This is a genomic window from Glutamicibacter sp. JC586, assembly GCF_009805585.1.
Lineage (GTDB): Bacteria > Actinomycetota > Actinomycetes > Actinomycetales > Micrococcaceae > Glutamicibacter.
This window is the reverse complement of record NZ_VHIN01000010.1, coordinates 148,260-167,491: the sequence shown is the minus strand read 5'-3', so window position 1 is coordinate 167,491 and position 19,232 is coordinate 148,260. Positions and strand designations below refer to the sequence as shown.

Below are 19,232 nucleotides of genomic sequence, written 5' to 3'. Positions count from 1 at the left end.
CAGTACTTGTGCTGATGTGGCTCGGTGTTGCAGGCGTCGGCGGACCAACCTTCGGGAAGCTTTCCGATGTTCAAACCACTGACCAGACCGCCTTCTTGCCGGCCACCTCTGAAGCCACCAAAGCCCTTGAATGGCAGAACAAATTTCAAACCTCCCAAGCCATACCCGCGGTGGTCGTGCTCACCGCTGGGAATCAACTAGCTAGCACGCCAGTGAAAGCGCTCGCCGAGGAGCTCCAAAACTTCCAGTATCTCGATGGGGTAGTGGTTGGCCCCTTTATTTCGCAGGATGGTTTGGCAGCCGAACTGTTGGTTCCGCTTTCTGGTGACGTGAAGGTCAAAGAAAGTGTTGAGGCGCTCAGGACATGGCTTGATGCGGGAAAGCCTGACGGCACTACTGCGTATGTGACCGGACCCGCCGGTTTTAGCGCCGACTTATCAGAGGCATTCGGCGGGATTGACGGCATACTGCTGGGGGTAGCACTCGGTGCAGTCTTGATTATCCTGCTGTTGGTTTACCGCTCGTTGCTATTGCCGCTGGTGGTGCTCATGACTTCTATGGTCGCTTTGTGTGCAGCGATCCTTTGCGTCTATTTCATGGCACGCGAAGGCTGGATCCGGTTGGATGGTCAGGCCCAGGGAATTCTTTCAATCTTGGTCATTGGTGCTGCTACGGACTATTCACTGCTATTTGTTGCCCGGCACAAAGAGGCATTGGTTCACGGTGCTGATCGGTGGAAGGCAGTTTCTACCGCCTTTAAAAGTTCGTTGGAACCGATCGTCGCTTCGGGCGGAACGGTAACAGTAGGTTTATTGTGCTTGCTGTTCTCTGATCTGAACTCCAATAAAGCGCTGGGACCGGTAGGTGCATCGGGAATAATCTTCGCGGTAATCGCTGCGCTCACCTTTTTACCTGCAGCTTTAGGTCTTCTGGGGCGGGCCGCCTACTGGCCTTTCATGCCCAAGGTTAGCCACGGCAGAGAGGTAGAAAACGGCGTCCATGGATTATGGGGACGGATAGCCAGCTTCGTCGCAAAACACCCCCGACCCATTTGGATGATCACCGTTGTGGTCCTTGCCGCCGGCGTAATAGGAGTTACTCAACTCAAAGCCCACGGCGTACCGCAAAGTGAACTTGTCGTCGGTGGCTCAGAAGCTCGCGATGGCCAGCTCGCGTTAGGTGAACACTTCCCGGGTGGAACCGGTTCTCCCGCCACGGTGATTGTGAGAGCAGAGAACGCCCAAGAGGTCTTGGCCACGGTCAACAGCGTGTCTGGTGTGGATTCTGCGTACTTGCAGGCTGAAAACGGCGGACCAGCCATGAAAGCAAGGGGAATAGCAGCATACGAAGTTGACGGGCGGAATCTGATTTCGGTGACCCTGCGAGATGCCGCTGATTCCGAGCAAGCTAAGGCAACCATTCTCGCGCTACGAGAAAGTGTTCACCTCATTGATCACCAAAGCCTCGTCGGTGGCACCACAGCGACTCAGTTGGATACCAACGCGACGGCGCAAACGGACTTGTACAAGATCATTCCCATAACGTTAGTGGCGATCTTTGTGATCCTCATGTTGCTTCTGCGCTCGGTACTAGCACCCTTCTTGCTCATGCTCACTACCGTACTGTCCTACGGTACCGCGCTGGGCGTCAGCGCCTTGGTCTTTAACAACGTATTCAACTATGTGGGCGCTGACCCCTCGGTGCCGTTATTTGGGTTCGTTTTCCTCGTGGCGCTCGGGGTGGACTACAACATTTTCTTGATGACCCGCGTGCGTGAGGAATCGCTGAAGCTAGGGACCCATGAAGGGATGCGACGAGGCCTGCAAGTCACTGGCGGGGTCATCACCTCGGCAGGTGTGGTGCTGGCAGCAACCTTCGCGGCCTTAGGCGTGGTACCAATTATGTTCCTCGGTCAGCTCGGCTTTATTGTTGCCTTTGGTGTGCTTTTAGATACCTTCATAGTGCGCAGTCTCTTGGTTCCCGCGCTGGTTGAAGACATCGGACCCAAGGTGTGGTGGCCTTCCAAACTGGCCAACACGAAGGGTGCTAGTCGTTGATAGAAATGATTCACGCGCTTACGACAAAGTGGTGAAACTCTCCGGATTTCTGCGAATGAAGCGGGCTGACTCACAGACCTGAGGTGTTCAAGCACTGTAGAGTAGATACTTGTGCGATTGGCCAGAAAGGCCGGACGCATGCGTCGACAGTTTAGATTTCCCCTCCAGATGATCCCCGGATTAGATCCGAGTTGGTTCACCGGTGCCCGCAGATCACCCTTGGTGATGTGCGGTGCGGACTTCCTCCTGGCTCGGCGAGACCCAGCGCCTTAGCTAAGGCGTGCGAATCAGAGAGAAAGTTTTGAATATGTCCGTAACTTTTAGCGCCCTTGGCGTGCCTGCACATCTAGCCAACGTTCTTTCCGAGAGCGGAATCGAAACTCCCTTCCCGATTCAGGAAGCCACCTTGCCATCCACTTTGGCCGGCGGCGATGTTCTCGGCCGTGGCCAGACCGGCTCCGGCAAGACCTTGGCTTTCTCCTTGCCGTTGGTAGCCCGCCTTTCCGAGCGTCCGCAGCGCCGTAAGGCCCGCTTCCCCCGCGCATTGATCATGGCACCAACCCGTGAACTTGCCACCCAGATTGCCAAGACTGTCGACCCACTGGCAAAGGCCAGCGGCCTGCGCACCACCGTCATCTACGGTGGCGTGGCGCAGAGCCGTCAGGAAAAGGCCGTGAACGAAGGCGTAGACATCGTCATCGCTTGCCCAGGCCGCCTTGATGATCTGATCAAGCAGAAAATCGTTGACCTCTCCCAGCTGGAAATCTCCGTGCTGGACGAAGCTGACCACATGGCCGACATGGGCTTCCTGCCCGTGGTGCGCCGCATCATGGACCGCATGCCAACCGGAATCCAGCACATGCTGTTCTCGGCGACCTTGGATAATGGCGTGGACAAGGTAGTCAAGCGCTACCTGAGCAACCCAACCGTTCATTCCGTGGATGCTCCTGAAGCTGCAGTGAACACCATGGAACACCACGTATTTGTGGTCCCTAACGATGATAAAAAAGAACTGATCCGCGTCCTGGCTCAGGGTACCGCTCGTCGCATCATGTTCATGCGCACCAAGCACCATGCCAAGAAGATGGCCGTCACCCTGTCTAAGGCTGGTGTTCCAGCAGTAGACCTGCACGGCAACCTGTCGCAGAATGCCCGTGACCGTAACCTGGCTGCTTTCGCTTCCGGTGAGGCCAAGGTGTTGGTGGCAACCGACGTGGCAGCCCGCGGCGTGCACGTTGATGGCGTGGAACTGGTTGTTCATATCGATCCGCCAGCAGAGCACAAGGCTTACACCCACCGTTCGGGTCGTACCGCACGCGCCGGTTCCGATGGCACCGTCGTGACCATCTGCACCCCGGATCAGCAGGGTGACGTGGCCTCGTTGCTCAAGCAGGCTGGCTTGAAGGTTCCTTTCGAAAAGGTCACCCTTGACTCGCCAGTGGTAGCCAAGGTTGTTGGCGAAGTTGCCGAGCACGTTCCTTATGTTGCTCCAGTTCAGCAGAAGCGCAACCCGGCCAAGAAGAAGCCAGCAGGCGAATCGTCCAACGCACGCGGCAGCCGCAATGGTGGACGCAATGCACGCGGTGGTAACTCTTCCGGCGAAGGCCAGGCCCGTGGCGGCGAACGTCGCCGTTCGGATCGTGAAGGTGCCCCGCGTCAGTCCGAGCGCACTTCGCGTGAAGCACGCGGTGCCAGCGCGGGTCGTCCAGCACGTTCGGCACGTGGTGCAAACAGTGAACGCCCTTCGAACTCATCGCGTGGCGCACGTACCGGTGGACGTAATGCCGGCGCTGCTGCCGGTGGCCGTTCGCGTGGTCCACGTCGTGCCGCGAGCCCGGCGAGCAACGGTCGCTAAGAATCAATTCTGAGTAGAAGCCTCGGCTATTCCATTACTGGAACTAGTCGAGGCTTCTGTCGCACCTACGGCTGAATGCGCTGATCAGATTTAAGATCTGCAAGCGCTTTCTGTGTAAAAGTGTGTAAATATCAGCCGCGAAACGGTCAATTAGCCCTTATTAGTTGTAAATCATGTAAACGCTTGCATTTGAAGGAATCGCCTCACTAGTGTGGTCTGGGTCACTGGCGTGCCGCCTCGTGTGTCCCGCCGCAAAGCACCTTCGAATTCAATGGAGCATTTCGTGAACAGCAATTCAGCTGACTCCTCTGCGCACAGACGCAGTCGGGAACCGCAATCTCGTGAACGCAGATGGAGACGTTGGGCAACTGCCCTGAGCGCCACCCCAATGTTGGTCTTAGCGCCGATGGCGCCCATCGTGTCTGCACCAGCGGTAGCAGAGGAAACTACGGTCAATCTTGCCGGGTCGTTCCAGAAGGCGCTGGGGTGCTCAGCCGACTGGATGGCGGATTGTGAATCAACCGAACTGAAGGCTACTGATCAGGACGGGCAATACAGCCTCGATGTTCAAGTTCCGGCGGGTAGCTACGAATACAAGGTGGCACTGAATAAAAGTTTCGATAAGACGTATGGACTAGATGGCGGCGATCAGAACATCCCACTGTCGCTGGGGACCGAAAGCAAACTGCGCTTTACCTTCGATACCGCCACCGGACTGACCCAAGTCGTTCCGTTAGATCTCCGCGGTGATTATTCAGAGAATGACGCTGACTTGGTCTCCGCGCCAGTACGACAAGCAGGGTCCGGCGAGCAATTCTATTTCGTCTTGACCGATCGTTTTGCCAACGGTTCTGAGGCAAATGACACCGGCGGTCTGGATGGTGACCGGCTCTCCTCTGGCTATGATCCTACGAATAAAGGATTCTACCAGGGCGGCGATATCGCCGGACTGCGGTCCAAACTCGACTACATCCAGGGTCTAGGTACCAGTGCAATCTGGCTGACCCCAAGCTTCAAAAACATGCCTGTCCAAGGCAACGGCGAAGACGCCAGCGCCGGATATCACGGCTATTGGGTCACTGACTTTACCCAGATTGATCCGCATCTGGGAACCAATGAAGAACTCACTGAACTCATCAATGAGGCGCACGAGCGCGGCATCAAAGTGTATTTCGATATCATCGTCAACCACACCGCGGACCTGATTGATAACGAGGAAAAGAAATACTCATACGTCGAACAGTCTTCCGTTCCGTACAAGGATGCTCAGGGCAAGGCCTTTGACCCTGCCGATTATGCAGGCAGCGATACCTTCCCGGAAATGGACGCAACCTCATCCTTCCCGTACACCCCGGTCGTCTCGCAGCAGGCGACGAAAGTTCCGGACTGGCTGAATGATCCAACGCTCTATCACAACCGCGGTGACTCAACTTGGGAAGGTGAATCGGTTACCCACGGCGATTTCCAAGGCTTGGATGACCTGATGACTGAAAACCCAAAGGTGGTCAACGGCTTCGCCGATGTCTACAAGAACTGGGTGGACTTCGGAATTGACGGTTTCCGCATCGACACTGCAAAACACGTCAACTTCGAATTCTGGGAACAATGGACCAAGCAGGTCCAGGACTATGCCAAGGCCCAAGGCAAAGACGACTTCTTCATGTTCGGTGAAGTTTATGATGCCGATGCCAAGAAACTTTCCCCTTATGTGCGCAAGACGGACATGAATTCCGTCTTGGACTTCACGTTCCAGTCCGCCGCCGCCGGGTTCGCGGGAGGAAATTCTGCCAAGTCCCTGAGCAGCTTGTTCTCGGCGGACGATTACTACACCACGGCCACAACTTCAGCTGATGCACTGCCGACCTTCTTAGGCAACCACGACATGGGGCGCATCGGATACTTCCTGAACAACAGTAGCCAGCCATTGAAGCGAGACGAACTGGCTCACGAACTGATGTTCCTCACCCGTGGGCAACCGGTGGTGTACTACGGCGATGAGCAAGGATTTGCTGGTTCAGGCAGCGACAAAGACGCGCGACAATCACTGTTCGCTTCGCAAGTAGCGGATTATCAAAACCAAAACTTGATCACCGGCGAAAAACTTGGATCTCAAGACCGCTATGACAGCGAAGCACCGCTATATCGTCACATTGGTGCCCTGTCGAAACTCCGTGAGGAGAATAAGGCACTCAAGAGCGGGTCACAAGTGGAGCTGTATGCGCAGGATTCCAAAGGTATCTATGCCTTCTCCCGTGTGGACCGTGATGAGAAAACCGAGTACCTAGTGGCATTAAACAACTCGGAAGAAGCAGCTGAGGTAGAGCTGTCAACGCTGACTTCTGATGCAAATTACTCTGCACTCTATGGGGCCGAAGGGACGCTGAGCAGTTCCGCCGATGCAAAGCTCACCCTCAGCGTACCGGCGTTATCGGCTGTGGTTTACAAAGCGGATAAGACCGTGAACAGTGCACAATTCACACCAGAGGTTTCAGCACCAAAATCAGGTGCAGGTCTGAGCGGGATTTCACCCGTTTCGGTGGACCTCGGGGAACAAGCCTGGGCCGAGACAAGCGTCTCTTGGCGTGAAGTCGGTAGCGACAGTTGGCACTCGTTGGGCACCGCAGAAGACAGTAGCCCACGCGTTTTCCACGACGTCTCGAAGCTGCCTCAAGGCGCCCTGGTTGAGTACCGAGCAGTGAGCACCAACGCGGACGGTGAGCACGTTGCCACTTCCACCTATGCTTCGGTGGGTAACGACGTGTCCGGATTCACGAAGGAAAAACCTGTCGAATCGGATATCTCCATGGTCACGGTGCCCGGAAGTCACAATACCGAAATGGGCTGCGTGACCGACTGGGATCCGGCCTGTGAAGCCGCCAAGCTCACCGAACAACCCGGCGGAGTCTACGCCGGCGAATTTGATGTTGCTGCCGGAGACTATGAATTCAAGGTTGCCCTGGACGGATCTTGGGATCGCAACTACGGGGTCGGGGGAGTCGCTGGAGGCGACAACCTGAAATACTCACACGACGGTGGAAAAGTGAAGTTCTACTTTGATCCACGAAGCAAAATCGCGCAAAGCGACAAACAGGGGCCAATGATCACCCTGCCCGGTAGCTTCCAAGACGAATTGGGGTGCGACGCGGACTGGGAACCAAGCTGCCTGGCAACGCTTATGGCAGATGCTGATGGCGACGGGACGTACGAACTGACTACCGACAAAATCCCTGCTGGAACTTATGAATTTAAGGTTTCCCATAACTTTGGATGGGAAGAGAGCTATGGGGTTGACGGCGCCGCCGGGGGAGCTAACTACAGCCTGACGGTCACTGAAGGAAAGCCAGTGAGCTTCAGCTATGACTCGGAGACTCACAAGTTGCAGATCGGTTCCGACAGCCAGACAGTTGCCGGTGTTGGGCAAAGTAAAGCTCAGTGGATTTCTGCAGATACGATCGTCGTTCCTCGTGATCTGGGAAGCGGAGAAAGTTTTGCGCTGTACTCTTCTGCTGACGCCAGCCTGAAATTGGATGGGGAAGAAATTTCCGGAGCTGAACCAATCGAGCTCACCCCAGTTGTTGGCGGATTGACCGAAGCACAACTAAAGAGCTTCCCTCATTTAGCTGACTACCGGGCATTGCGTGTGGATCTGAACCGTGAAAACGTGGCTTCGGCCTTGCGCTCACAACTAGCACTGGCACGCTACGAGGTTGATGGCGACGCTAAGAAACTCACCGCTTTTACCGCAGTGCAAACCCCAGGGGTCATTGATGATCTCTATGCCCAAGCATTAGAAGATATCGAACTGGGAGTGAGTTTCACCGGAAAACGTCCAACCTTCCGACTGTGGGCCCCAACTGCCCAGCAGGCGACACTGCTAATCACGGATAACAACGAAAAAACCACGCGCTACAAGGCTACCTACAAAAAAGAAAGTGGGGCGTGGGCGGTGAAGGGCAAGCCTAAGTTTGCTGAAGCCAAGTATCGCTGGGAGGTGCAAGTCTTCGTTCCGGAAACCGGAAAGATCGAAACCAATATTGTCACCGATCCCTACTCAGTAGCGTTGAGTACCAACTCATCGCACTCCGTGGCCGTGAATTTGGATGATCCCAAGCACCAACCAAAGCAATGGCGAAAAGCCGAAGCCAACCACGTTGAAAAAGATGTGGACCGCAGCATCTATGAACTGCAGATCCGCGACTTCTCGATTTCCGATAAATCAGTGCCGGAAAATCAACGCGGACGCTACGGAGCTTTCGGCGTGAATGGCGCGGGAACTAAGCAACTTAAACAGTTATCAGAAGCTGGGCTGAGTACCGTTCATCTATTGCCGAGCTTCGACATTGCCACCATCGAGGAAGACCGGGCCAAACGAGTTGAGACGGACTGCGATTTGACCTCGATGCCGGCAGCCTCAGACCAGCAGCAAGAGTGCGTGAGTGCTCATGCTGAAGCGGACGGTTTCAACTGGGGATATGACCCGTTGCATTTCATGGCTCCAGAAGGTTCCTATGCCACCAACCCTGAAGGGGCCAACCGCGTCGAAGAGTTCCGCTCAATGGTCGGTTCCCTGCACAGTATGGGGCTGGAAGTGGTCCTAGATCAGGTCTTCAACCACACCGCAGCTGCTGGCCAAGCTGACCGCAGCGTGCTGGATAAAATTGTGCCCGGTTACTACCACCGTCTTGATGCCGCCGGCGCAGTTGAAACCTCTACCTGCTGTCAGAATCTTGCGACCGAGCATGCTGCGACAGAGAAGCTGATGGTTGATTCATTGGTGGTGTGGGCCAAGCACTACAAGGTTGATGGTTTCCGCTTTGACCTGATGGGCCACCACTCACGCGAAACTATGGAAGCAGCCCGAGACGCACTTGATCAGCTGAAGCTGCGGCGCGATGGTGTGGACGGAAAATCCATCTACCTCTACGGCGAAGGCTGGAACTTCGGCGAAGTGGCCGATAACGCCCGTTTCTATCAAGCGACACAAGGCCAGTTGAACGGCACCGGAATCGGTACCTTCAATGACCGACTGCGTGATGCCGTGCATGGTGGTAGCCCGGTAGATTCATCCTCAACTTTCCGTCAAGGTTTCGGTACAGGATTGGGTACGGACCCCAATGGCAACGAGGTTAATGGCAATACTGAGGAAGCGTTGAAAGACCTAGGTCGTGAAACCGACCTGGTGAAACTTGGCTTGGCTGGCAACCTAGCGGGATTTGAGTTCCTTGCTTCGGACGGCACCGTCCACCGTGGTGACGAACTGGACTATCGCGGTTCTAAGGCAGGCTACGCGTCGCAGCCGGGGGAAGTTATCAACTATGTTGACGCGCACGATAATGAGACGCTGTATGACCTGACAGTGCTGAAGCTGCCTCGTGATACTTCCATGGAAGATCGCGTGCGGATGAATACGCTGTCGCAAGCGACGGTGATGTATTCGCAGGCCGTACCGTTCTGGCATGCCGGAACCGAATTATTGCGTTCTAAGTCATTGGACCGAAATTCCTATAACTCAGGGGACTGGTTCAACCGTATTGACTTCTCGGGCAAGGAAAATACCTTCGGCTCAGGTTTGCCGCCCAAGGCAGACAACGGCGAGAAGTGGGATCTGATGGCTCCGTTACTGGCGGATCCGGAACTGAAGCCAGATGCTAAGGCCATGTCCCAGGCCGAAGGAGCAGCCTTAGACCTGCTGCGGACCCGTAAGGAAGTTGGCTTGTTGCGCTTGGGCTCAGCCGAGCTGATCGAGCAGAAGGTGAGCTTCCCGCTCAGCGGCACAAAGGCTGATCCGGGAATTATCGTGATGCGCATCGATGACACCGTGGGCAAGGATGCTGATGCAAAGCATGATGGCGCCTTGGTGGTCTTCAACGCCTCGCCGGATGACTACTCGAAGTCCGTCGAGGAACTTATCGGGCACGACTACGCTCTGGCCGAAGCCTTGGAGCAAGGTAGTGACCCGACTGTGAAGTCCACGTCCTTCGACAGCGCTTCTGGCAAGCTGACGATTCCTGCGCGAACCGCTGCTGTTCTCGTCGAATCAGAACATTAGGAGGCCAAACCCTCTGATTGATCGGCTTAGCTGCTCAAGCTCATAGCGAACAACGCACCCTCACCATCGTGAGGGTGCGTTGTTTTTGGGGTCGCAAGCATCACTGAATTTGCTTGCGACGCCCGATCGTAAAGTAGGAAATTGTCCCGAGCATGTTCAGGCACGAGATCACCGCCCAGAGCGGTTTGGGTCCTCGGACTAACTGTTTGGGGCGCTGTCGCAGATCCCGCAGAGCAGCAATCATCAAGGTCACCTCGATAATTCCATAGACGAAGACAGCGATCTGAGTGCCGCGCGATAGTTCTTTGAACGACCGCTTCGTCGCTAGCGCAGGGCGCTCATTATTTTGTGGCTGAAAATTCTTTCTCGGCATGGGAATCATTCTCGCACTTGAGCCGTTGAACAAGGCAGAACGCAAAGTTGAGTGATGTTGGCTCAAGTTAATTTGACAGTCGAAATCGACCGAGTAAACTTGAGTCCAGAACGCTCAACGGGGATAAAAATCCTCAGCGTTAGTACTTTCAACCAAGGCAAAGGAGAGCCATTATGTCGCGTGCCGTAGGTATCGACCTAGGAACCACCAACTCCGTAGTTTCCGTGCTCGAAGGTGGTGAGCCAACCGTTATCGCAAACGCGGAAGGCAACCGTACTACCCCGTCGATCGTTGCTTTCTCGAAGAGCGGCGAAGTTCTGGTTGGCGACATCGCCAAGCGCCAGGCCGTCAACAACATCGACCGCACCATCTCGTCGGTCAAGCGCCACATGGGCACCGACTGGACCATCAACGTTGATGACAAGAAGTACACCGCGCAGGAAATCTCCGCACGTACCCTGATGAAGCTGAAGAACGACGCCGAGGCTTACCTGGGAGAAAAGGTCACCGACGCAGTGATCACCGTTCCTGCATACTTCAACGACGCTGAGCGCCAGGCGACCAAGGAAGCCGGCGAGATCGCAGGCATGAACGTGCTGCGTATCGTCAACGAGCCAACCGCAGCAGCTCTGGCTTACGGCCTGGAAAAGGGCAACGAAGATGAGCTCATCTTGGTCTTCGACCTCGGTGGCGGTACCTTCGACGTCTCCCTGCTGGAAGTTGGCAAGGACGATGACGGCTTCTCCACCATCCAGGTTCGCTCCACCGCCGGTGACAACCGCCTCGGTGGCGACGACTGGGATCAGCGCATCGTTGACTGGCTGCTGGCCCAGGCCAAGGCCAAGGGTGCCGACCTGTCCAAGGACAAGATTGCCCTGCAGCGTCTGAAGGAAGCTGCTGAGCAGGCCAAGAAGGAACTGTCCTCGGCGACCAGCACCAACATCTCCCTGCAGTACCTGTCGGTCACCCCAGAAGGCCCAGTGCACCTGGACGAGCACCTCTCCCGTGCCAAGTTCCAGGACCTGACCAAGGACCTGCTGGAGCGCACCCGCAAGCCATTCAATGACGTTATCGCTGAAGCAGGCGTCAAGGTTTCGGACATCGCCCACGTGATCCTCGTTGGTGGCTCCACCCGTATGCCAGCTGTTGCTGAACTGGTCAAGGACCTGGCCGGCAAGGAAGCTAACAAGGGTGTGAACCCAGATGAGGTTGTCGCCGTTGGTGCAGCTCTGCAGGCAGGTGTACTGAAGGGTGAGCGCAAGGACGTTCTGCTCATCGACGTCACCCCACTGTCCCTGGGTATCGAAACCAAGGGCGGCGTGATGACCAAGCTGATCGAGCGCAACACTGCAATCCCTACCAAGCGTTCGGAAACCTTCACCACCGCTGAAGACAACCAGCCTTCGGTATCGATTCAGGTCTTCCAGGGCGAGCGCGAGTTCACCCGTGACAACAAGGCTCTGGGCACCTTCGAGCTGACCGGTATCGCACCAGCACCACGCGGTATCCCACAGGTTGAGGTCACCTTCGACATCGACGCCAACGGCATCGTGCACGTCTCCGCTAAGGACAAGGGCACCGGCACCGAGCAGTCGATGACCATCACCGGTGGTTCCTCGCTGTCCAAGGACGACATCGAGCGCATGGTTCAGGAAGCTGAAGCACACGCCGAAGAGGACAAGGCACGCCGCGAGGCAGCTGAGACCCGTAACGCCGCTGAGCAGGCTGCCTACTCCGTAGACAAGCTGATCAAGGACAACGAAGACAAGCTGCCTGAAGAGATCAAGACCGAGGTTCAGGGCGACGTTGACGCGCTGAAGGCTGCCCTTGAGAAGCAGGACAACGACGACGAGGTCAAGGCCGCGTTCGAGAAGTTGCAGGCTTCCCAGACCAAGCTGGGCGAGGCTATCTACGCTAACGCACAGGCCGAAGGCGCTGAAGCACCTGCCGGCGAGCAGGCTCCAAACGCTGATGAAGACATCGTCGACGCCGAGGTAATCGACGAAGACGAAGCCGACAAGAAGTAGGGAGTTAGGGAATATGTCCGAGGCAAAAGACCAGAACGAAAACTTCGACCCTGAGTCGGAGAACCAGCCAGAGGCTGCTAACGAGCAGCCAACCGCTGACGCCCTGGGTCAGGCCGAGGCGATCCTGAACGAGGCTGGCGCCGACGTTGACGAGACTGCGGAACAGCAGGGCGAGGCGAGCGCGACTGAAACCGAGCTACGCAACGACCTCCTGCGCCTGCAGGCTGAGTACGTCAACTACCGCAAGCGCGTTGAGCGTGACCGGGCCGTGGCGCGAGAAAGCGCAGTTCAGTCGGTATTGACCACCATCCTTCCGGTACTCGATGAAATCGATGCCGCAAGGGCTCACGGTGATCTGACTGACGGACCGTTCGCTGCGATCGCCAATAAGCTGGATACCATTTTGGTTCAGCATGGCCTGGAACGCATCAACGAGGCCGGCGTGGAATTTGATCCGAACATCCACGAAGCACTGCTTCGCCAGGCTGTTCCGGAAGTTCCAGCCGACCACGTGGGCCAGGTGTTGCGTAACGGTTACCGCAAGGGAACCACCGTCCTGCGCGCAGCGCAGGTACTGGTAGCAACCGGCGAATAGCCACGAATAACACAATTGAAACTGCCCACTGCCGAGGAATCGTCAGTGGGCAGTTTCGAATTGGCACTGAAAGGATGGGGCCCTGATGGCAAGTCAGGACTGGATCGAAAAAGACTTTTACGCCATTTTGGGCGTCGCTAAGGACGCCAGCGAGGCGGACATCAAAAAGGCGTACCGAAAACTAGCACGCAAGTACCACCCAGACACCAACCAGGGTGATGCTACCGCTGAACAGAAGTTCAAAGACATCTCTGAAGCGCACTCGGTGCTGGCAGATAAGGAGCAGCGCGAGCAGTACGATGCGATCCGCGCCATGGGTGGCGGGGCACGCTTCTCGGCCGGCGGACCTGGCGGATCACCTGGCGGCCAAGCTGGTTTTGAAGACATCTTCTCCAACCTCTTCGGCGGTGGAGGCGGAGCCCGCGGACGTGGCGGACAGCCAGACTTCTCCGACCTATTTGGTGGTGGCGGTGGATTCGGCGGAGCCGGCGGTTTCGGCCAAAGCGCGCCACCGCGCAAGGGCCAGGACCGTACCGCGAACACCTCGATCTCCTTCGCTGGATCCATCAAGGGAACCACCATTGGCTTGCGCGAACAGAACGGTGAAGTCATCGACGTGCGCATCCCTGCGGGCATCAAGGACGGCCAGTCCGTTCGAGTGCGTGGCAAGGGACACCCTGGTGCAGCGGGCAATGGAGACCTGCTGGTCAAGGTGAAGGTCAACGAACATCCGTTCTTCAAACGCGAAGAAAACAACATCCGTATCCACGTGCCGGTCACTTTTGACGAAGCCGTGCTGGGCGCAAAGATTCACGTGCCGACCTTGGATGGCGAAACCGTCGCGGTGAAGGTACCTGCAGGTTCCAACTCCGGTCGGACCCTGCGGTTGAAAGGTCGTGGGGTAAAGACTTCCAAGGTTACTGGCGATCTGTTGATCATCTTGGACGTTGTGATCCCGCAGAACCTGAGCGACGCAGCTAAAAAGGCCGTTGAGGACTTCGCAGCTGCCACCGAGGGTGAAGATCCGCGAGAGGATTTGGCTGCCAAGGCCAAACTCTAATTAGATAAGTACTATTTCTTCCCTGCCCTGCACTCGAAGTCGCACGGCAGGGAAGATAGACTCGGTGACTAGAGTCTTAGGAGCAAGCAAGCCATGGATGAAAGGTGGTTGAAACAACGTGAACGGTGAGTACCTTCGGCCTGTATTCGTCATTTCCGTCGCCGCTCAATTGGCAGATATGCATCCGCAGACCCTGCGCCAGTACGACCGTATCGGATTGGTCTCGCCAAGCCGTCAGTCGGGCAAACAGCGCCGCTATTCACAGCGTGACGTTTCATTGCTGCGCCAAGTGCAGACTCTAAGTAAAGACGGCGTCTCCCTAGAGGGGATCAAGCGGATCTTGGACCTGCAAGACCAAGTCGCTTACTTGCAAACTGAAGTTAATGATCTTCGAAATGAACTCAGCGCCGTGCGTGCCGGGCAATCGCGAATCTTTGCAGCTGGTACGTCCGGTGGCGACGTGGTGTCGTTGGCTCGCGGTATGCGCCCTGAACGTCGCGAACCAACCGTCACGTTGTTCACTGCGCGTCGGGCTATCGGCCGCTAGATACGGTTGTGTTTAGCTAGACGTGCCTCAAGTTGGGTCCGTACAGCAGGCCATTCGTGCGGAAGAATCGAGAAGACCACGGTGTCCCGCAGCGTACCGGTGACCGGATCATATTTATGATTGCGCAGCACCCCATCTTGCTTTGCGCCGAGCCGCGCGATGGCTGCCCGTGAGGCCTCATTATGCCAGTGCGTGCAGAAGGCGACAGAGTAACACTCCAATTCTTCAAAGGCTCGTTGTAGTAGCAAGTACTTTGCTGCCGGGTTGATCCCTGTGCCCTGGACCGCCGGGGACAGGTAGGTGGAGCCGATTTCAACGCGTTTGTTCGGTTCATCGATATTCAAGTACGTCGTTGCCCCCCACCGCCTTGCCGGTGGAGCGATCAATGATGGCAAAGGGCGCCATCGCCCCTCTTTCCTGCAAAGCCAAACGCTTCTTGATATCGCTAGCCATATCCTGCGCCGAGGGAATCGAGGTGTACCAAATTTCATCCAGATTCCCTGCTGTGACGATCTCGGCCAGGTCTCCGGCATGGTTCAAGGAGAGCTGTTCTAGTCGAACTCCGGCATATTCCATCGTCGGTGTCTGAGCGAACTTACTGATTTTTGATGCAGAAAGGGTCATGGCATCCATCCTATGGATGCCATGACCCTTCAGTTGCTTTTTGACGACGAAATTAACCGATGCGAGTATAAGCCAAGTCAAAGACGAGACGACCGGCCTTCAGCGCCTTACCTTCAAAGCTAGTGAGAATACGGCGCTCAAAACGGGGCGCCCATCCACCCTGCTCATCAATGAAATCAGGCTCAGGCTCAAAGCCTTCCATGCCATCTCGGCGGACCTTGGTCAGGTTGCTTTCTTCACCAGCAAGGTTGCCCGGGTGTTGATTTTCAAAGTCGGCGTGCGCTTCGAGAACTTCGCGCATCTGCTCAGCGTAGTTGGACCAGTCAGTGGCAAGACGCAGGGTTCCGCCCGGCTTGAGCACACGAGAGACCTTGTCGAGGAATGACTTCTTGATCAGGCGGCGCTTGTGGTGGCGTGGCTTGTGCCAAGGATCAGAAAAGAAAATCCAAATCTCGTCAGCACTGTTCTCATCAAGCATGACGTCCAAAACTTCTGGAGCATTAGCCTGAACAGCTCGGACGTTGGTGATCTCAAAGGACTCAACCTTGAGCATCAGCTGCGCGAGGCCCGGGCGATAAACCTCGACGGCGAGGTAATTACGTTCTGGATCATCTTTAGCGGCGTTGGCGATGCATTCACCAAGGCCGGTGCCAATTTCAACGATCAGTGGAGCGGGACGTCCGAAGGCCTGTTCAGGAGCCAACTTGAAGTCATCAGCCACCGAGGTGTCGGCAATCTTGCGCGGTGGGTCAATGACGTACTGCTCGGCATTGCGTTCCCAAGCACTGGCTCGGCGGCCCTGAAGACGATTGCCGCGGCGTACAAACGACACTGGCTCTGCACGGAAAAGATTAGGGTCCTTGGGCGCAGTTCCTTCGGCAGGGCGCTGCTGATCGCTTGATTCGCTCATGATTATTAATCCTAGCGGAGCCAAGGTGTGTGCTGCTTGCCGGAAAGTAGGGGATTGAACACCCTAGGGGGAAATCCGGGTGATCACCCATGGTAGATAAGCCGTGGAACACGGAAGATATAACCATGACTGATTTAGTGCGCGGTATCCTCAACGTTATTTGGTTGGTGTTTGGTGGGTTGTGGCTAGCTCTCGGTTACGTTCTTGCTGGCATCATTTGCTGCGCACTGATCGTAACGATTCCGTTTGGCATCGCCTCGTTTAGAATCGCAGGTTATGCGCTTTGGCCGTTTGGCCGCACCGCAATTGACCGCGGTCCTGTGGGTGCCTTCTCCACCCTGGGAAATATCATTTGGGTCTTGGTTGCCGGTATCTGGATTGCCATTGGTCACGTAGTGACGGCTATTCCAATGTTTGTATCCATCATCGGCATACCGCTAGGCATCGCCAATCTGAAGATGATCCCGATTTCTCTAATGCCTCTTGGCAAGGTCATCGCTGATTCGGACTACTACATTGGAGGCGTTCGCCGCTAAGTAGTTGCAAGAGTGAATTCGGCCGCCACCTCTGAATTGAGATGGCGGCCGATTCGTTGATATTGATGAGTTACCTAGCCCTTGAGATACATATCGTGCTGACGATGGGCCTCTGCGACTTCATCGCGGATCTTGTCCACGTCTTTCGCCTTGTCGCGGTATTTCTTGTCCATTGACTTCACGTACACTTCTTCTTCAAGCAACGCCTTGTAGATGCGTTCACGCTCATTTGGATCTGAAGTGTAGGTCAGATCGGTGTAGCTACTGGCATGGCGACCAAGATTCCCGATTGCTGTCTGAGCTTTGCCTGCTTTGCTAAAGAGCGAAGCAAGTACGGTGATCAGCAGTACTCCAATGATTACGGTTAGCGACAGTCCAGTACTGATTTCAATTACCTGCACGTGTTCGCCGTCGTTGATGAACGGCAAGTTGTTTTCATGCAGGGCGTGCAAGATCAGCTTGACGCCAATGAATGCCAAGATTGTGGCCAGACCGTAGGACAGGTAGATGAGACGATCAAGCAAGCCGTCTAGCAAGAAGTACAGCTGGCGCAGACCCATCAGAGAGAATGCCGTCGCGGTAAAGACAATGTAGACGTTCTGGGTTAGACCGAAGATCGCGGGGATCGAGTCCAGGGCAAAGAGAATATCGGTTCCACCGATAGCAACCATCACCAGGAGCATCGGTGTTAGTACTTTTTTGCCGTCAACTTTGGTGAAGAGCTTGTCGCCGTCGTAGTTGTCGGTGGTGTTGAAAAGCTTCTTCGCCAGACGAATGATGAAGTTGTTCGCTTCGTCTGATTCGTCGTCTTTTTTCAAAAGGTTGCCTGCGGTGAGCAGCAAGATCAAACCGAAGAGATAGAAGACCCAAGCGAATTGGTTGATCAGGGCGGCACCGACAAAGATGAATCCGGTGCGAGCGATCAGTGAGAAGACGATACCGAAGAGCAGTACCTTTTGCTGGTCCTCGCGGGGGACGCGGAAGCTGGCGATGATAATCAGGAAGACAAAGAGGTTATCAACCGATAGTGCTTTTTCGGTGATGTACCCGGCGAAGTATTCGGCGCCCATGTCGACGCCACCGAATATTAGAACGATGACGCCGAAGACCAGAGCGATACCTACATAGATGCTGGACCAGATGGCTGCTTCACGCAAGCTTGGAACGTGAGCTTTGCGAATGTGGAAGAAGTAATCAAATGCCAAGAGGCCAAGAATGATGACCACCGTGATGGTCCAGATCAAAGGAGTGACTTCCATAAAGGAGACCTGCTTTCGTGAGGCGCGATAAAAACGCTGTTGAGTAAGTCTCTTCGCCTGCTTATCTGCTGGCCGTAAAACCCGGTAGGTCTATCAAGTCCTACGTATTGACGGGTGAAACGCTTATGAATACTCCCTTACGTACTCCAACCCTATCGTGGTTATGGCGATAGTGGGAAGAGCGTCCTAGATTAACGGTTGGTGATCTAAATCCTAGTCAAAGTCGTGAGCAGGCGAAAGATGTCGAGACGAATCCGCTGGCGGAGCTCCTAGAGTGTCTTGCGCATTTTGACGCTTGTCGTTTCGAAGCCCAGCGATTCGTACAGTCCGCGCGCGACGTGATTGAACCCGAAAACATTAAGACCAAGGGTCCGTGCACCATGGGATTTGGAATAGTCTTCGGCAAGTTGCATTGCTTGCTTTCCGAATCCAAGGCCTCGGTGCTCTGCGTCCACAACGATGTCCCATACCCACCAGGAAGTTGGATCCCCCGAGGTGTCGTGGCCGATCCAGAGATACCCGACGTCGCCGAGCTCTTGATGTTCTAAGACGAAAACAGTGTTGGTCTCGGTGGGCTGTGCAGAAGGGAACGCGTCAGCCATAGTTCGCTCGGCTTCATTTTCCGCCTTATCTGGCGTTACGCCGGTGGCGACAAGGTCGGCAACGTATTCCGCGATGCTACGTTTCATCCACAAAGGAAATTGTTCGGCAGTCAGGGGTAAAAGAGTCAGCGGCATAATGGCCCTTATTCGTTGTTTGTGATGGCGGTTTGGCGCGCATCCATGATGTGTTCACGAAGGATATCTGCGTGCCCGCAGTGTTGGGCAAGCTCCCGAAGCACGTGTAGCTGGACCCAACGCAAGGGCAGCGGGCCACGCCGATTTCCAGGGAAGATATCTTCTCCTGTTTTTCCTTCGACTGCTTGCTGTGAGTGCGCCACGGCTTCATCGTAGTCGCGTATGACCGAAACAATGGTCTCTGATGCTGAAAGATCAAAGGAATCATCGGGGCTGGCTGGAATTCCAAGTTCGGAGCGCGATATGCCAGACGCGGCTTCACCAAACCATACGCGTTCAACAAAGATCGCGTGTTTGAGCAATCCGAGCAGGGTGGTCTTGGAATTGACCATTTGCGCGCGTGCTTCGGATTCCGTGAGTCCGTCGAGGCTTTCACGTAGCATCCGTCGGTGTTGATCGATGAAAATTTGAACCATTGCATCGTGGTCGACGTTGTATACGTCGCTGACGCCGGGATTAGGCATACTCCATCCTAAGTCTTAGGTCTCGATCGAAGAGCGGAGATCCGGGATGCAGGAGACCAAAGAAATTTTTCTTTACCCT

Annotated in this window: 15 protein-coding genes; 8 read left to right on the top strand and 7 right to left on the bottom strand. The window is 55.5% G+C overall.

Annotated features, from left to right (window positions below):
- Positions 1-14: 14 nt before the first annotated feature.
- The 3 genes from FJV47_RS08725 to pulA all read left to right on the top strand — a co-directional run bounded on the left by FJV47_RS08725 (position 15) and on the right by pulA (position 9,961).
- Positions 15-2,057: an MMPL family transporter gene (locus FJV47_RS08725; RefSeq protein WP_235026429.1), complete on the top strand. Its 2,043-nt coding sequence runs from the start codon at positions 15-17 to the stop codon at positions 2,055-2,057.
- Positions 2,058-2,364: 307 nt separating this feature from the next.
- Positions 2,365-3,912, top strand: a complete 1,548-nt coding sequence (locus tag FJV47_RS08720; protein WP_159612059.1) for a DEAD/DEAH box helicase — start codon at positions 2,365-2,367, stop codon at positions 3,910-3,912.
- A gap of 283 nt (positions 3,913-4,195) precedes the next feature.
- Entirely contained in the window at positions 4,196-9,961 is a 5,766-nt protein-coding gene (gene pulA, locus FJV47_RS08715; protein WP_235026395.1) for a pullulanase-type alpha-1,6-glucosidase, read from the top strand.
- Between the two features lie 100 nt (positions 9,962-10,061).
- Here the strand turns inward: pulA and FJV47_RS08710 are convergent, their stop codons facing one another.
- Positions 10,062-10,334, bottom strand: coding sequence for a hypothetical protein (locus FJV47_RS08710; protein ID WP_159612057.1), 273 nt, complete (start codon positions 10,332-10,334; stop codon positions 10,062-10,064).
- 173 nt (positions 10,335-10,507) lie between these two features.
- On the opposite strand from FJV47_RS08710, the gene dnaK reads away from it, so the two are divergent.
- The 4 genes from dnaK to FJV47_RS08690 all read left to right on the top strand — a co-directional run bounded on the left by dnaK (position 10,508) and on the right by FJV47_RS08690 (position 14,563).
- A complete protein-coding gene (dnaK, locus tag FJV47_RS08705) occupies positions 10,508-12,361 on the top strand; it encodes a molecular chaperone DnaK (protein ID WP_159612055.1) in 1,854 nt (617 codons plus the stop codon).
- 13 nt (positions 12,362-12,374) lie between these two features.
- Positions 12,375-12,956 (top strand): nucleotide exchange factor GrpE, encoded by a 582-nt coding sequence (locus FJV47_RS08700; protein ID WP_159612053.1) that lies wholly within the window; start codon positions 12,375-12,377, stop codon positions 12,954-12,956.
- An 85-nt stretch (positions 12,957-13,041) separates the two neighbouring features.
- Positions 13,042-14,016, top strand: a complete 975-nt coding sequence (locus FJV47_RS08695; RefSeq protein WP_159612051.1) for a DnaJ C-terminal domain-containing protein — start codon at positions 13,042-13,044, stop codon at positions 14,014-14,016.
- Between the two features lie 118 nt (positions 14,017-14,134).
- Entirely contained in the window at positions 14,135-14,563 is a 429-nt protein-coding gene (locus FJV47_RS08690) for a heat shock protein transcriptional repressor HspR (protein ID WP_159612049.1), read from the top strand.
- Here the strand turns inward: FJV47_RS08690 and FJV47_RS16770 are convergent.
- From FJV47_RS16770 to trmB, 3 genes are read right to left on the bottom strand one after another with little or no spacing between them, the layout of a single operon-like run.
- Positions 14,560-14,907 (bottom strand): GNAT family N-acetyltransferase, encoded by a 348-nt coding sequence (locus tag FJV47_RS16770; RefSeq protein WP_370515016.1) that lies wholly within the window; start codon positions 14,905-14,907, stop codon positions 14,560-14,562. The two genes, FJV47_RS08690 and FJV47_RS16770, sit on opposite strands and share 4 nt — an antisense overlap.
- Positions 14,894-15,187 carry a GNAT family N-acetyltransferase gene (locus FJV47_RS16765; protein WP_370515015.1) on the bottom strand — a complete coding sequence of 98 codons (294 nt, stop codon included), beginning with the start codon at positions 15,185-15,187 and terminating at the stop codon, positions 14,894-14,896. The genes FJV47_RS16770 and FJV47_RS16765 overlap by 14 nt, the downstream gene beginning before the upstream one ends.
- A gap of 52 nt (positions 15,188-15,239) precedes the next feature.
- A complete protein-coding gene (gene trmB / locus FJV47_RS08680) occupies positions 15,240-16,097 on the bottom strand; it encodes a tRNA (guanosine(46)-N7)-methyltransferase TrmB (RefSeq protein ID WP_159612047.1) in 858 nt (285 codons plus the stop codon).
- Between the two features lie 125 nt (positions 16,098-16,222).
- On the opposite strand from trmB, the gene FJV47_RS08675 reads away from it, so the two are divergent.
- Positions 16,223-16,633 carry a YccF domain-containing protein gene (locus FJV47_RS08675; protein WP_159612045.1) on the top strand — a complete coding sequence of 137 codons (411 nt, stop codon included), beginning with the start codon at positions 16,223-16,225 and terminating at the stop codon, positions 16,631-16,633.
- 74 nt (positions 16,634-16,707) lie between these two features.
- Here FJV47_RS08675 and FJV47_RS08670 read toward each other — a convergent pair whose 3' ends face one another.
- The 3 genes from FJV47_RS08670 to FJV47_RS08660 all read right to left on the bottom strand — a co-directional run bounded on the left by FJV47_RS08670 (position 16,708) and on the right by FJV47_RS08660 (position 19,153).
- Positions 16,708-17,892 (bottom strand): TerC family protein, encoded by a 1,185-nt coding sequence (locus FJV47_RS08670; protein WP_159612043.1) that lies wholly within the window; start codon positions 17,890-17,892, stop codon positions 16,708-16,710.
- Between the two features lie 269 nt (positions 17,893-18,161).
- Positions 18,162-18,629, bottom strand: a complete 468-nt coding sequence (locus tag FJV47_RS08665) for an N-acetyltransferase (protein ID WP_159612041.1) — start codon at positions 18,627-18,629, stop codon at positions 18,162-18,164.
- A gap of 8 nt (positions 18,630-18,637) precedes the next feature.
- Positions 18,638-19,153 (bottom strand): DinB family protein, encoded by a 516-nt coding sequence (locus FJV47_RS08660; RefSeq protein ID WP_159612039.1) that lies wholly within the window; start codon positions 19,151-19,153, stop codon positions 18,638-18,640.
- Between the last annotated feature and the right edge of the window lie 79 nt (positions 19,154-19,232).

Bases quoted from the DNA above. Each gene is read 5' to 3' on its own strand.
- FJV47_RS08725 (WP_235026429.1), top strand. From the start codon at position 15: ATGTGGCTCGGTGTTGCAGGCGTCGGCGGACCAACCTTCGGGAAGCTT.
- FJV47_RS08720 (WP_159612059.1), top strand. From the start codon at position 2,365: ATGTCCGTAACTTTTAGCGCCCTTGGCGTGCCTGCACATCTAGCCAAC.
- FJV47_RS08710 (WP_159612057.1), bottom strand. From the start codon at position 10,334: ATGCCGAGAAAGAATTTTCAGCCACAAAATAATGAGCGCCCTGCGCTA.
- dnaK (WP_159612055.1), top strand. From the start codon at position 10,508: ATGTCGCGTGCCGTAGGTATCGACCTAGGAACCACCAACTCCGTAGTT.
- FJV47_RS08700 (WP_159612053.1), top strand. From the start codon at position 12,375: ATGTCCGAGGCAAAAGACCAGAACGAAAACTTCGACCCTGAGTCGGAG.
- FJV47_RS08695 (WP_159612051.1), top strand. From the start codon at position 13,042: ATGGCAAGTCAGGACTGGATCGAAAAAGACTTTTACGCCATTTTGGGC.
- FJV47_RS16765 (WP_370515015.1), bottom strand. From the start codon at position 15,187: ATGACCCTTTCTGCATCAAAAATCAGTAAGTTCGCTCAGACACCGACG.
- trmB (WP_159612047.1), bottom strand. From the start codon at position 16,097: ATGAGCGAATCAAGCGATCAGCAGCGCCCTGCCGAAGGAACTGCGCCC.
- FJV47_RS08675 (WP_159612045.1), top strand. From the start codon at position 16,223: ATGACTGATTTAGTGCGCGGTATCCTCAACGTTATTTGGTTGGTGTTT.
- FJV47_RS08670 (WP_159612043.1), bottom strand. From the start codon at position 17,892: ATGGAAGTCACTCCTTTGATCTGGACCATCACGGTGGTCATCATTCTT.
- FJV47_RS08665 (WP_159612041.1), bottom strand. From the start codon at position 18,629: ATGCCGCTGACTCTTTTACCCCTGACTGCCGAACAATTTCCTTTGTGG.
- FJV47_RS08660 (WP_159612039.1), bottom strand. From the start codon at position 19,153: ATGCCTAATCCCGGCGTCAGCGACGTATACAACGTCGACCACGATGCA.